The sequence below is a fragment of the Flammeovirga kamogawensis genome, assembly GCF_018736065.1.
GTDB lineage: Bacteria > Bacteroidota > Bacteroidia > Cytophagales > Flammeovirgaceae > Flammeovirga > Flammeovirga kamogawensis.
In genome coordinates this window covers 419,733-433,720 of the sequence record NZ_CP076129.1, presented here as the reverse complement: position 1 = coordinate 433,720, position 13,988 = coordinate 419,733, and the positions used below count along the sequence as shown (strand labels likewise).

Here is a 13,988-nt window from a genome sequence, read left to right as displayed (position 1 = left end):
AAAAAGTCCAATTTTCTCCTAAAAATGGAAGTAGAAAATTGGACTTCTTTATTATGAGTGAGTGTAATTTATTGTTTAATAACTTTAAAAGTTGATAACTGTTGACCTGAAATTATCTTAATAATATAGATGCCACTTTTTAATTGAGCAGTGTTTAATTCAATATTACCATTAACTTTTCCATTTTTAATATTCTGTCCGTTTATATCAATTATTTGATAAGTAAAATTTTGATTAGTTGAATGATTAATAGTTAATTTTTTATCAACTAAAGTAGGATAGATTTTAATCTGATTAATAATTTCTCTATCAATTGAAGTGACCTCTTCATTTGATTCTTGAACATTGAACTTAATGTCAATTTCTAAATGATTACCATACTTGTCATAACTGATAAGTATAAGCTCTAGGCTGTTTAATAAAGAAATACGTTCATTGGTTGTAAAAGAAGATAAATCTAAATTGATACTCCTATTATTTTCATCAAAAGAGACCCAGTTTGATAATTCACTTTTGTCATTGTTCACTAATGAATATTCAATATATTCAGAATTTAAAATGTTAAATAAAGAATCTTCAAGTGTAAAACTAAGGTTATTATTTACTACACTTTCAATTAAGAATTCTTTATTTATTTCAACTAAATTATTAGTACTAATAAATAGTTCATTAAATACATGACTATCTTCAATGATATCCTCTGAACGTAATATTTGAATAGCTTCTGGAATATTATTAATAAACAGTTGATATGTCAAAGTACCTTTAGTAATCATTTCAAAAGATATTGTAAAGCTATTTTCCAAGTCGTTATCCTTAATTAAATTATCATGAATAATGATATCACCATTATTTAATTTGATATTAAGAACATCTGTTGTAGCATCAAATAAACCATTTTTAATAGCTTCATTCATATCAACATTCAATTCTACACTACTATATTTATTAGAGTAGAAGCTATGTGTATCTTTTAAAATAATTGATACACCTAGCTTTTGATCACTATCATTTAAATATTTATGATCTTGGTAACTTAAATATTTATTATTTACAGCTATACCACCTTCAACAATTAATTTATCATCTACATGAATGATATCTTCAAACAATAAGTTAGTTTTTAATAATGTACTGCTTAGTAAAATACCTTTATTATATTTTAGTATAGTTTTGTTAACTCCTCTGTTTTCATTAAAAAGAATTGGAGTATTATTGTTATAGAAGGGTAATATTTCAGATCTAGCATCTAGCATATAATAGACATTGTCTTCTTTATCCACTTCTAATCTAGTATATCCAAAATTATATGTGTTATTAGAATTACCAAGAAGATCTCCCCATAATGCGTTACCTTCGGCATCAATTTCAATTATATAGTTAGAGAAATAAGTGTGTTTAGCGGGATCTATGATATCATCAATAATACTATCATAATTTAATACCCAACCGGAAATATAAACTGAGTTTTCACCTGCTTGAAAGCCTGTAGCCCATCCGTTACTTAATCTGCCATCAGTACCTTTAATTAGTGGTTTAGCCCAATTTAATTTTCCAGTTTCACTATCAAAATTAAGGAGGGGACAACCAGATGTGTTTCCATCAATTACATTTTTATTATTTACTAATAATTCATCGAAATAAGTCTCACCATTAAAATATAAATGTCCAGTTTCATCAACAGTAATCATTGCGATATAATGTGTTCTATTATCAGTCGCAGTTATTGTATTAAGAAGATTAAAACTACTTTCATTAAATTTATAAATATTGAAGTTTTTAGAACTATTAGGAGCTTGGATACTTTCTAAATAGTAAGCATCTCCTTTATTATCAATAGTAACAGAATAATCATCTCCTTGTATTAAACTTTCTGATTCTTGATAAGTAATTAGGTTTAAATTACTATCAATATATAACAAAATAAGTGTAGAGGTTGATTTAATTGAATAACTCACTTCATCATAAGTAAAACTTGTTTTGTTATTCGAGTTTTCTAAACTAAGTATCATCTTACCAGTAGTAGGATCAACTTTAAAGTTATTTCCAAACCTAGGTGGTGATGATAATGAAATTGAAGCTGTATTTTGTACTATACCATTAATATCAATTTTCTCTAAAACTGCACCTTCACTTTTATCTATAAAATTACCAACTCTATAAATAGTACTGTTATCATCAGATTCTACTGCCTCGTAAACGTATTTATTATTTACAATAACATCTGTTACCTGAGCTTGCCCTTCTTTAATTACTTCATAAGAAAATTTATTGTTCTTATAATCAAAATAAGCTATTAGGTTTCCTTTACTATTAGGAGCTTCAATAATAGGAAGTTTATCTATCGTATTTTTTTCACCAAAGACAAAATTTGTGTCATTATTAATGATAAATGAATAGGCTTCAGGAATTAGGAGATTATTTGAGTGAAATTTTGCTAAACCAATATCAGAGAAGTTTTCTTCGTAATTTAATTCGTAAATTTTGTTTTTATTGTTTATATCTCTACTTATTATACCAACGTTATTTATTTCTTTTATTACAAGCTTCTGGCTCTGATAATCAAGATTAATGTAAAAAACACTTGAATCTTTAAGACCTTCAATTAATATAGGAGTATCTCCATATGAGATATGACCATCCTTATCAATTGTAAATAAATCACCATTTTCATTTTGTAGATTTATATTATAATTGCTTTTTAAAGATATAAATCCTTCATAATTATTTTCTGAGGTTCTTGATAAAGACGATGATTCAAAATTTATTGCATCTCCAATGATTTTAAAAGAATTAGAAGCCCAATATTTATCATTATTTAGAGAGCTGTTAAAAGTAGGAAGCTCAAATTTTAGTTCAAAAGCCTCTTCTTTATTCACAGTTTCATTATTAGATACTCCATTAATGTGATATGAAAATGAATTACTAATTGTTCCCTCCAAAGAAATTGAAGAATTATCTACAATTATTGAAGATATCGCAGGATTAAAGTCTTTCCCAGTAAGATAACCCTGTGATGTATAAACACCTAATGTTCCATCTTTAGCAGAAAGTTTTAAAACACCAACTCCTTCATTTTTAGTAAAACGATATTTTTTTTCATAAGACCTATGGTATATGGTAGTAAAAGGTTTTACTTCAAAAGTGGCATAACAATTATCTTCATCATCAACATAAAGTTTCATTTCTGAAGTTAATTCTTCAAAACCGTTATTATGTACTATTTGTATTACACCATCACCAGAGCTATTAATATCTCTATTATAATTACCAATATAATAACAATAGTTTGCGTTATAGATTTGTCTAAAATCTTGATAAAAATAAACTGTTTCACTACTATTTTGTGTACCAGCAAAATATGCTCTATTTTTACCGCCTTCTAATGAAAATATTGTACTATGTGCTAAATTATTGTCGTTTTTAATATTATTTATTTCTGATAGTCCACCTTTACTTCCATTAATAGTACTACCATCTATCATTACTAAATTACTTCTATTGGCATGAATAGTATTAAAAGTAATGGTAAACCCATCTAGATAGATGTTATCAAATAGAATATCTAAAGCCATATAATAATTATCACTTTCATCTAATGTAAATAGCGATGTAACAAATTCAGTTGGATTTTCTAATTGGAAAATTTTACTCCATATAAATGAACCATTATTTGACCATCTTGTGTTGACTATACCTGCATCATGATTAATTGATTCATTAATTTCATTGTTAGTGATTGAATTGGAAGGTATGTAAACATGAGTATAAATGTCATTTTCTTTATCAATTACTACATCATATCCATTCTTGTTTATTTCATCATCATTTAAAGAAATATGTATATCTTTTGTCGTGATAATGTTCAAACTACTATCAAGGATGAGTAAAATTAGTTTTGAGTTCTCATCTTTTAAATAATTTACACCATCATATATAACATCTTGGTTATTTCTCCTAGGAATTAATATTGCTATAGTAGAACCATCAGAACTTACACTTAATGAATGTCCACGCTTTATTTCAAAAGGTAGATTCAAGAATTTTTGAGTGATTCCTTCAGTATTTTCTTTTGAAATAAAAGATATATTATCTGTACAAGTTATACATGTGCCAATTTGATATTTAGCACCTTGTTCATCTAATGAAGTGTCTATTATTAGATAATCATCTTGGTTTAATGAGAAATTTGAAACTGTATGATGTGTATCAGTATTCATTGATAACTCAAGTAATCCTTCATTAAGGTATGATGTTAATATGACCTCAGAGAGTGCATCTTTTTTAGATACTCCATCTGGTAAACCAGAATAATATCCTTGATTACTAATAGAATAACCAGACCAATAATAATCTATATCATGGTTAGCAATAATTCTAAATTTATCTTGAAGTCTTATAACTTTATCATAAGAGTAGGTAAGTGTTTTTCGATCTTCATCAAAATTTAGTGTTAATGGAATCTCATTACTCCACTTTTTATTTTCATTCGTTTTTGATACAAAGCCAAGCGTTTCAATTTGTCTTATTTTATATTCACCATTTTCACCATTAACAGATACATGAAATACAGAACTAGGTCCTATGTTATTGATCGGTATTTGACTACCATTTTCTGATAAAAGATTATATGTTTCACTTCCCCCAAATACAGTTCCATCTGATAATTTGAATTGAAACGTCTTACTTTTATCTAAATAGACTAACGCTTCAAATGTGTTATCCTGTTTTGATTTGAACATCGGGTAGGAACTGATTGTAGAAGGTACTGCTGTTCCAATAATTTCAATAGTGGTGCTCTTTAATTTTTGAGCAAAAGATTGTGTAGTTAGTTGAGTAGTTAATAACAAAAATGTTATTAATCTCAAACAGTAGTAATGGAAGTTCATTATTAATTGATTAGTTGAAAGTATAGTACTTTTAGTATTTTGTTACGTAATGTTAATGGAATTGTTATTAATTTCCAATTTTTAAAAAAAATTCTTTCTTAAAACTAACCATGTATCTTTTTTTAATTATTACGTCTACATTGTAAATGTGGTATTTTAGGTTTAAAAAATGATGAACACAAACGAAATATGGAGACAGTTTAAAGATGAATTACTTGGCTTTATAAAAAGTAAGGTAAATGATGCTGCTCTTGCTGAAGATATTCTACAAGAGATTTTTATCAAGATTCATCAAAAGAAAAACAGTCTTACAAATAATCAGAAATTACAAAGTTGGGTGTACCAAATTACACGGAACGCAATAATTGATCACTACAGGAAAAAGAAAAATAGTAATACAGATATAAATGCATTAGACCTTCCACAAGAAACAGAAGAAGATAGTGCTAGTTTTGTAGCATGTACAGAGTGTGTAAAACCATTTATATTAGAGCTTCCAGAAATCTATAAAGATGTTTTACTTAAAGTTACCTATACAAAAATGTCACAGAAAGAATATGCTGAAAATATAGGCATAACTTACCCAACTGTTAAAGCTAGAATACAGAGGGGTAGAGAGAAACTAAAAACATCTTTTGAGAATTGCTGTAAAATAATTGATGGCGAATTTATTGAACGAAAGATCTCTTGCTCAAGTGGTTGTAAAAATAAATAATATTTTTTTCAGAAATCATGTATCCTTTTTAAAGTCTTTCGTCTCTAAGAGTGAAAATACAAAATGAATAAATCACTTATAAAAAGTAAAGTTATGGAAGACAATAAAAAATGCTGTGAGAATCAATCTTGTACATGTAACTGTAATTGCGAATGCAAACAAGATGACCAAGGTAATTGCACTTGTGAGTGTAATCCTGTTGAAGAAGATACACATAAATCAACATGCTGCACACCATCTAATGGTTGTTGCTAACAAAATAAAATCCTCTTATACTTAACAGTAGGGAGGATTTTTTTTTACTTTCATTTTGACTTAAATTTCACTTTGTCAAAAGTTAAACCTATTTGTACTAATTTCAATAGCCTTTCTCTTATCCAATTTTAATCTTCCTTTTCCTAACCTAACATATTCACATAATCTCATAAGGTTTTCAACGATTTTTCATAACTAACTTTATCTGTATCATTCATTGCAGAATATTCTGAAATTTTAAAGAGCTTCTTAAAGGTTTTTTCTTGTAAAAGAGGAGGGAAGTCGATAACATAGTTAAAGTTAAATCTTACTACTTTTTTAGAAGCTAATAAATAATTTTATTGGTGTATTTATTGTGATAAGTTTAATCAATAGGCAAAGTTCTATATGATTCCCTATCACTTAACTCATAGAATTGTTGAGAGAAGTAGATCAAATGTAATATTTCAAGTCAAAGGGGAACCAAAATTAATCCCTCATCCAAGTGAAAAGGGTACTGTGCTTAAAGTTATTTTAGAACAAATGTAGTACAATGGAAAATCAAGAGATTAAAAATAAAATTCAACTATTACGTTCAAAACATAAAATTATAACTGAAAAACGGAGACAAAATAATGATGATAAAATTGAAGATTCTCTATTTCATCAACATCAAATATTACTAAAACAAATATCTGAATTGGAATGGAAGTTAAAATCAAGTAGAGAAAAGAATGAACATAGAAAAGCTGTACTTAATATGGGTAGAAAATGGTTATCAATGGGAGGTACTGACAATTCAACACAAGATAACGGGAAATTAGAACATATAATAAGTTTGTGTGATAGCACATTAGCTCTCTTGGAAATAAAAGATTTAGATATTGGTCTGGAAGATAAACTATTAGAAATGCTAGAATACATAGATTCAAAAAAAATAAATTATGACGTATATGCTAAAATCTAGCTAAGGAGGTGCCAAAACTAAAACAACAAAACTGATAATGTAACGATTTTCATTATTGAAAATAACAAAGGGGTTCATGTAATATTAAAAGAACAATGGCAAATAAACTAAATTGATGATGAAAAAAGGGATCAACGGATGGGAAACTAAATGGTGTGAACGATTGGCTGAATATGATACTGAATTTATCATAGCCGATCACGAGGTTGAAAAAAAGTCTGAAGAGATTCTTATAAGATTTTTGGAAAGTGCAGAAAAGTACAATGTTTTAAAAATTCTTCCAGAAGGGGCTAAGTCTGAAAGTTATTTATCCTATATTAAAAGAGTTCGCCCTGAAAGTCTTGAATTTGATGAAAATAGTATCAGAAAATTTGCTTTCTACAATGAAGAAATAGGTACACCTGCAACCCGTTTAGCCTTTTATAATAAAAAAGGAGAAATAGAAGAGAAAGATATTTACGTCTTTTGGAATTATGGTGAAGGGATAGAATATGTAACCCATAAGATCAAAAACGGTGATGTAGAGTTTAAAAGAGTTGGAGGTAATGACTATGATTTAGTTCCTCCAATTAAATTTTCATGTGGACCTTATAGACGTAATGACCAATGGTTTTTTTATATTGGAATTTTTTTAATATCAGACATTTGGTTACCATTAGTTCGTAATTTAAAGATTAATATCACTGAAAATGATTTTGACTTCTTAGGAGAAGTCGATAACAGACCACTAGCCTATAGACATACGCCAAGATTAAATAGTTTTCTTAGAGATACCAAACAGATCTCCGATGAAAATAATGGAAAATGGCATTTTCATTCTGATGGATATGCCATTCAACATGTTACAGATATGCGAAAGACTGAAGATGAAGATTCAGATAAAATATGGTGTGACCATGGTATTCCGTTAGATGGAAAAATAGTTTATCAGGAAGATATTGAGAGTGGTCGTATTAAAATACCTTCTTTTGACTAGTACTTTTCTGAATTGACTTGGAAATAATCGATCAAGGTATTGTAAAACCTTTAGAAGACAGTACCTATTATCAATTTTAAGTAAGAGGTTATTTAACCTATTATTATTCTTTCTATTTGAAGCTACTCTTCCAATAAAGTTATTTCTGTTCATCCAATAGATGGAGGGGGATATAAAACAACAGTTTATTCAAGAGCATATAATCCTGATGCAAATCCTTAAATTGCTGTTGAATTAAGTGATAATAGACTTGTTCCTGATTATATGCATCCACTACAAGGAGATGAATTAATAAGAATTGAATTATCTGGTAACTATGATACTGATTTTGCAAGAGCAAGAGAGGAACTCGGCATCACTTTAGATGAACAAGATGTTGAAAATTATGTTTGGCATCATATGGATGATTTTGAAATAATAGGTGATAAAGCATATGCTACTATGTGATTAGTTGAAAGGATTGTGCATGGAGGAACTAATTTGAAGGGAATGGCTCATAGTGGTTCTGCTACTCTATGGATAGCATACTTTTCAGGGTATTAAAATAATATAATATGAAAAAATTAACAGTACGCCATAGGCTTGGAAATGGCAATATTAAACTGATAGAAAGAGAGCTAGGTCAAGAACTTCCAAACGATTTTAAAAAGTTTATTGTGAACAATGCAGGACTAAGCCACTATGAGTGTTTATTTGAAGATAATCAAGGGAATTCTTGGGAGGTATCACAGTATAATCAGTACAAAGATTTAATAGGACTTTTAAGAGAATTTAAAGAAAAAGGATTAGGGTTGAAAATATGTTTTGCTTACGATCCAGGCGGCTGGCATTATTGCTTAAGTTTTGATAAAGAAACATATGGTGAAATCATCGTAAATCGTTGGACAGATTACCCACCAGAAGAACAATTTATAGTGATCGCAGATAGTTTTGAAGAATTTATCAATGGTTTGAAGAGAAGTGAAGATATTTAATTATGAAGATCAAAACATTCTTATTAGAAAAGCATCTTTTTTTCAAAGAAAGCTTAACACCAGAATTAGAGTTAAAAATATATCATTTAAATAATGAAAAGTTTTCACTTGATTTTACGACAAATGAGTTAGATCAAAATTGTTTTTATGAATTATTTGACAATAAAAAGATAGAAAATTTAGAATATCTTTTTAACGAACTACAATTAGATTTGAATGATCCATTTTGTTATACCAATTACTGTTATTTACAGCACGGAAATTATTTTATAGTATTCATCTATGGAGAAATTCAACCTCAATTATGGGAATTATCATTAGAAGCTGTTTTTGAAAAAGAATAAGCAGAAAAAAACTATTGTTGGTTAAGTGTATTACAACATTGTTTGAAGAATGATTACAAATGAAAGATTCAAATATGAGTTTTACAGTAAGACCCTAAAAGATTGATTAATAGAAACATGTGCTACTTACCCAAAAGAGTGTTTTGAGGTTTGAATTGTTACGTATATGTTATTATATAGTCCTGTTAGCTATAGAGTGAAAGTTTTTTTATTATTTATTGTCTTGTGAGGTGACTGGAACTCCAACATCAGGTATTTTTAGTTTAGCAGAACAATTGTCTCAAAAGTTAAATATAAGAAAATTATCGCTTCAGAATCTAGTGTATGGGTACATAGTGATGGGAGATTTACGTTGGGTAGCACAGCAACTTCTTCTGGAAATAAATGGAAAAACTTTCAATAGAGGAAACTTAAGTTATGAAGATTATTTTAATCATTTAAAAGAAAATGGTTTTAACACTTTCGAAGCACATCATATTTTCCCTGTAGATTTGTTTAAAAATGAAGATTTTACTAAGTGGTATGAAGCAGTAGGTCATAAAGAATTTGATTTTAATGCTTTTTCAAGTTTAGATAATTTAATCATTTTAGATAAGAAGAAAAATAATATTGGGGTACATACATAGAATACCAAGGAGGTTATCCACCTACTGCTCATATAAATAACTTTAAAGGATTTATTGTCAGTGAAAAGTTGAAAGGCTTTTTAGAAGAATTAGATTTACCACCTCATAAAGTAATTAATATAGATTTAAAAAGTTGTTTGGATTTAAAGGATGAAAGAAGGTATTATTATTTTCATTTTGAATATAGTTTATGTGACCTTTTGGATTACTTTAAATGTAAATATCAATTAGTGGATTGGGAAACCGATAAAATTATACTTGAAAGATTTGGTTATAATAAGGTTAATGATCAAATGAGTTTTGCAAAGAAAATTGAAGAACTTTTTGAAAAAGGTGAAATGTTAAAAATTACAGAATATCATTTAGCAAAGAATTATTCAATTCCAGATGTATCACAAAATAGTTTTGTTGTAGATGAACCTCTTTACCTTCAAATTGCGAGTTTAGCAGATAAAGTAAAAGGGCTATATGGAGGAAATACACCGATTAAAGATCCTTTAATTATTCCTAAATCAGAATAAAAAATAAACTCTGTATTGGTGTTATCTAACACTTGTGATTGAGGTTAGTCATAACCCAACAAGCCAACCTACAAAAACTAGGTTGGCTTGTTGTTTTTATAAAATTATAGCTTACTGCTGTATATTTTTAACCTCATCAATAGAAAGCCCTGTACTTTCAGCAATTTGTTCAATTGTAAGATTGAGCTTTAGCTTTAGTAGATTTTTAGCCGTTTCAATAGCTTGTTCTTTTTTTCCTTTCTCCATACCTTTTTCCATACCTTCAATTATCCCCTCTTCCTTCGCCTGATCCAACGTATTTACATAGTCCCTAAAGGTCTTCAGAGATTCTTCGTAACTCACTTTATCCGTTTCATTCATTGCAGAATATTCTGATATTTTGAATAATTTTTTAAAGGTTCGTTCTTGTAATAGAGGAGGGATGTTATCTAAATTAGGCATGTTTTTGATGGCATAAATCCATTTATCAAAAAGGGTGCTTTGCTCCGTTAGTGGCTTAGAGAATTTAGGTAATTCGAGGTATACAAAAGAGAGTTTATCATAAAAAGTATTTCCTTTTTCATCTCTCAATTTAATGTTGTGATGGAACTCCGCTGATGAATCAAAAGTAAAATTCATCAACCCGATTACATAAACACCTTTTAGTTGATATTTCCAATCAGTCCCTCTTTCAGCTTGTTCTTGAATCGGGAATGTAGCGTAATACAGTGTTCTATCTTTAAAAAATTCTTGTTTTGCCCTTTGGAGTTCCACAATAAATTTTTCACCTTTTTCATTCTCACAATAGAGGTCATAAATGGCTTTTCTATCGACATCTCTACGAGCCAATTGTTCTTGTTGCTTGTATTCTAACGTTTTAATCTGATCTTCTTCGGGTAAAATGGCATTCAAGAAATCAATAAGAATATCTTTATTGGCTTCCTCGCCAAATATTTTTTTGAACCCAAAATCGGTAAACGGATTAATGTATTTAGAATGTGCCATGTCTGAATCTTTTTTGTAAAGATGCTAGATTAAAAGTTGAATATCAAGGTTTATTTATTATTGAAGCAGTGGTAAATTATTTCTTTATTGGTGTATTTATTGTAACAAGCATAGAAACCTCTTTTGCAGACAGCTTAGTCACGCTTTACCACGAAAATAAAAAGTTACTCCAAAGTACACCTAACCATCCCATTTTCACTCCTGCAGGTTATAAACTAGCAAGAGATTTTCTTGAAGGAGATAGTATTTTAAGTATAGAGGGCAACTACATTGTTGTTACTTCTTTAAAGCAAGAATATGCTCCCCAGCAAGTTTATAATTTCGAGGTAGGTGAGTTACATACTTACTTTGCTGAGGGGATATTGGTGCATAATGCTTGTACTTTACCATCTAATACTAGAAATAAATTAGCTGATCTAAATTTATCTGAAGCCCAACGAAAAACCTTTACAGATGAATTTTTAGATCCTAATAATAAGGTATTTAAAGATGCAATAAAAAGTGGAGAAGAAGGGCTAGAATTGATAGCTTTTTGGAAGGTATTAAGCAAATCAACTAAAGAAGGGGCGAGTGAGGTCAGAACTAAAAAAGAGAATCTTGAAAAATTAAAGGCTTTCATTGAAGATGGTGGTGATGCTTCAAAACTGGAAAGCACTTTTTCTAATTCATCAAATCCTGATAAATGGCTTGAACTTAAAATTAAAAAAGGTGATATTGAAGATATAGCACAAAACATGGACATGAATGTTTCTCCTGCTTCATGGACGAAAGAACATAAGGCAAAACGATGGAACAATTATAAAGAAGAAAACCCTGATGCAGACTTTTATACATGGAGTAATCAATATGATGGAAATATTAAAAAATCGAAAAGTGCTGATTTAGCGGTGAAGGAATATGCTGCAAATAGTCCTGATCTTAGCCACATACCACAAAGTGATTTTGAAAGAACTTGGAAGAATGATTTGGGTGAAAATGAGCCTATTGAAATTACTTTAAGGAATGAAAAAGTGATAGGTAATAGACGTCATGATATTTATGATGAAGCAAAAAATAAAGCAATAGAAGTTAAAGATTATTCCTCTCATAATGTTTGTTTATCAAAAGATATAGAGAAAGAAGCTTTGATGGATATTGAACTTCTTAATAAAGAAGTTGGTGGATTAAGAGAAGTTGAATGGATTTTTCTAAATAGAGGGCCAAGTGAAAATTTAAGAAAACTACTAACTGAAAATAATATTACAGTAACCGTAATTAATGAGATAAAATGATTATACCGCAAGAATATTTTAATAATTGGATAGAAAACATTGAAACGAGATTAGAAAGTTTCATTAATAAATTCGAACCTAATGAAAGAGAACAACTTGATTTTAGTATTGAATCATTAAAGGTGATAGGGCGTAAATTCATTAAGAATTTTGAGTCTATCAGTGAATTAAGGAAAATTGAAAGTTTATATTTAGTTGATGAATATGTGACTTATCTTGGAGAAGTCTATATAAGAAATGACAAAATAAGAAAACTCTATTGGAACGTTTTTCATAATTTAGAGAATTTCAAATATTTTCCAGGCCTCCATTGTGATGAATATTCAAATAGTAACGTAAATTTAGCAGGAGATTTTGCTTATATTTTATTTAATAAAGCAAATGATGAATTTTATGAAACATGTAAAGGAAATATTAATTATATCATTGAAAACGAAGAAAGACTTCGAAAAGTAGAATCTATCCCTATCCCCGAAACCGACAAAAGTGATTATGAACATTGGTTATTTTTAAAAGATGATTGTTTATCTATTCACGATTTTAAGGTTATACTTGAGAACTATTACACTTCTAAAAAAAGAGATGTAAAAGTTGAGTATACTAACGAAAGAAATAATAGATTATTAATCACGATTGGAGATTACTATTTTCATGCATATAAAAATGAAAATTCTTATGTTCAAGTAGATGCAACTGAATTTGCAACGAGTTATACAGGAGAAAGAAGTAAAGCAGATATTACATCCTGTAAAACCAGAATTGAAGTGTGGGGAAATGAAGATCCAAATGCCGATTACATCAATGAGTATATGTATATCATGGATCAGTTAAAAAATGATTCCAATATATTCATTTACAGTCTCACCCAGAGGCTATTTTATGATGAGATTTAAACCTTGAAAATCTATAAAGCCGTAAAAGTTGGAAAATAGCTTTTACGGTTTTTTCACTTCTTCTATTGAAATCACCCGTTGCTGAGGGAACAAACACCGTAGAAGTGGCCATTAATGGAGCTACAGAAAATGTATTTTTCCGTTCAGAAGACAAAAGTTTAACAGCCAATGCTCGTGATGGTGTAGTTAGCTTACAAAGTAAAAAAGACAACAAGCCTACAGAATGGCAAGCGTACAAAACCATTAACGGAAAAGAAAAGTATGTAGGAAAAATTAATGTGCAACCTTACGAGAAACAGCAATACACATTACGAATTTACGCAGTAAACGGACAAACTCTTCCCGATGCCACAGCCTTACAAATGTACCAAAATTCAGTTTATGGTCAAGCACTTATAGAGTGGACTGTAGACATAAAAGACAGTTATGATTTAAAGTACAGTGCTTGGGATATCAACCCACAAGATGATGCCCTACAAGTTGGTGATTCAGAGTCGTTGACAGCGTATACTTCGGAGCAAAAAAACATCATCAAATACTTCAGAGACAAGCATACAAAACCCTAGAAGGCATAACGCAAGGCTCAACGGCAAA

At 29.1% G+C, this 13,988-nt stretch carries 13 protein-coding genes; 11 read left to right on the top strand and 2 right to left on the bottom strand.

Annotated features, from left to right (window positions below; genetic code table 11):
* Positions 1–68: 68 nt before the first annotated feature.
* Positions 69–4,850 carry a T9SS type A sorting domain-containing protein gene (locus KM029_RS20695; RefSeq protein WP_184679448.1) on the bottom strand — a complete coding sequence of 1,594 codons (4,782 nt, stop codon included), beginning with the start codon at positions 4,848–4,850 and terminating at the stop codon, positions 69–71.
* A 208-nt stretch (positions 4,851–5,058) separates the two neighbouring features.
* On the opposite strand from KM029_RS20695, the gene sigZ reads away from it, so the two are divergent.
* The 8 genes from sigZ (at position 5,059) to KM029_RS20655 (ending at position 10,246) form a co-directional block, all read left to right on the top strand.
* On the top strand, positions 5,059–5,604 hold the full coding sequence (gene sigZ / locus KM029_RS20690) for an RNA polymerase sigma factor SigZ (protein WP_144076756.1): 546 nt from the start codon (positions 5,059–5,061) through the stop codon (positions 5,602–5,604).
* 787 nt (positions 5,605–6,391) lie between these two features.
* Positions 6,392–6,805, top strand: a complete 414-nt coding sequence (locus KM029_RS20685; protein ID WP_144076755.1) for a hypothetical protein — start codon at positions 6,392–6,394, stop codon at positions 6,803–6,805.
* A 118-nt stretch (positions 6,806–6,923) separates the two neighbouring features.
* Positions 6,924–7,781: a hypothetical protein gene (locus KM029_RS20680; protein WP_144076754.1), complete on the top strand. Its 858-nt coding sequence runs from the start codon at positions 6,924–6,926 to the stop codon at positions 7,779–7,781.
* A gap of 264 nt (positions 7,782–8,045) precedes the next feature.
* Entirely contained in the window at positions 8,046–8,228 is a 183-nt protein-coding gene (locus KM029_RS20675) for a hypothetical protein (protein ID WP_144076753.1), read from the top strand.
* 107 nt (positions 8,229–8,335) lie between these two features.
* Positions 8,336–8,755, top strand: a complete 420-nt coding sequence (locus KM029_RS20670) for an SMI1/KNR4 family protein (RefSeq protein WP_144076752.1) — start codon at positions 8,336–8,338, stop codon at positions 8,753–8,755.
* Between the two features lie 2 nt (positions 8,756–8,757).
* Positions 8,758–9,099 carry a hypothetical protein gene (locus KM029_RS20665; protein WP_144076751.1) on the top strand — a complete coding sequence of 114 codons (342 nt, stop codon included), beginning with the start codon at positions 8,758–8,760 and terminating at the stop codon, positions 9,097–9,099.
* Positions 9,100–9,329: 230 nt separating this feature from the next.
* Positions 9,330–9,725: a hypothetical protein gene (locus KM029_RS20660; protein WP_144076750.1), complete on the top strand. Its 396-nt coding sequence runs from the start codon at positions 9,330–9,332 to the stop codon at positions 9,723–9,725.
* A gap of 68 nt (positions 9,726–9,793) precedes the next feature.
* Positions 9,794–10,246: a hypothetical protein gene (locus tag KM029_RS20655; protein ID WP_144076749.1), complete on the top strand. Its 453-nt coding sequence runs from the start codon at positions 9,794–9,796 to the stop codon at positions 10,244–10,246.
* A 111-nt stretch (positions 10,247–10,357) separates the two neighbouring features.
* Here KM029_RS20655 and KM029_RS20650 read toward each other — a convergent pair whose 3' ends face one another.
* Positions 10,358–11,230 (bottom strand): Rpn family recombination-promoting nuclease/putative transposase, encoded by an 873-nt coding sequence (locus tag KM029_RS20650; RefSeq protein ID WP_144076748.1) that lies wholly within the window; start codon positions 11,228–11,230, stop codon positions 10,358–10,360.
* Between KM029_RS20650 and KM029_RS20645 the strand changes: the two genes are divergently transcribed.
* The 3 genes from KM029_RS20645 to KM029_RS20635 all read left to right on the top strand — a co-directional run bounded on the left by KM029_RS20645 (position 11,224) and on the right by KM029_RS20635 (position 13,960).
* Positions 11,224–12,501 carry a polymorphic toxin-type HINT domain-containing protein gene (locus tag KM029_RS20645; protein ID WP_144076747.1) on the top strand — a complete coding sequence of 426 codons (1,278 nt, stop codon included), beginning with the start codon at positions 11,224–11,226 and terminating at the stop codon, positions 12,499–12,501. The two genes, KM029_RS20650 and KM029_RS20645, sit on opposite strands and share 7 nt — an antisense overlap.
* Complete coding sequence (locus tag KM029_RS20640) at positions 12,498–13,394, top strand: hypothetical protein (protein ID WP_144076746.1); 897 nt, start codon at positions 12,498–12,500, stop codon at positions 13,392–13,394. Before KM029_RS20645 ends, KM029_RS20640 begins: the two co-directional genes overlap by 4 nt.
* Positions 13,395–13,459: 65 nt before the next feature.
* Positions 13,460–13,960 (top strand): hypothetical protein, encoded by a 501-nt coding sequence (locus tag KM029_RS20635; protein ID WP_144076745.1) that lies wholly within the window; start codon positions 13,460–13,462, stop codon positions 13,958–13,960.
* The last annotated feature ends 28 nt before the right edge of the window (positions 13,961–13,988 follow it).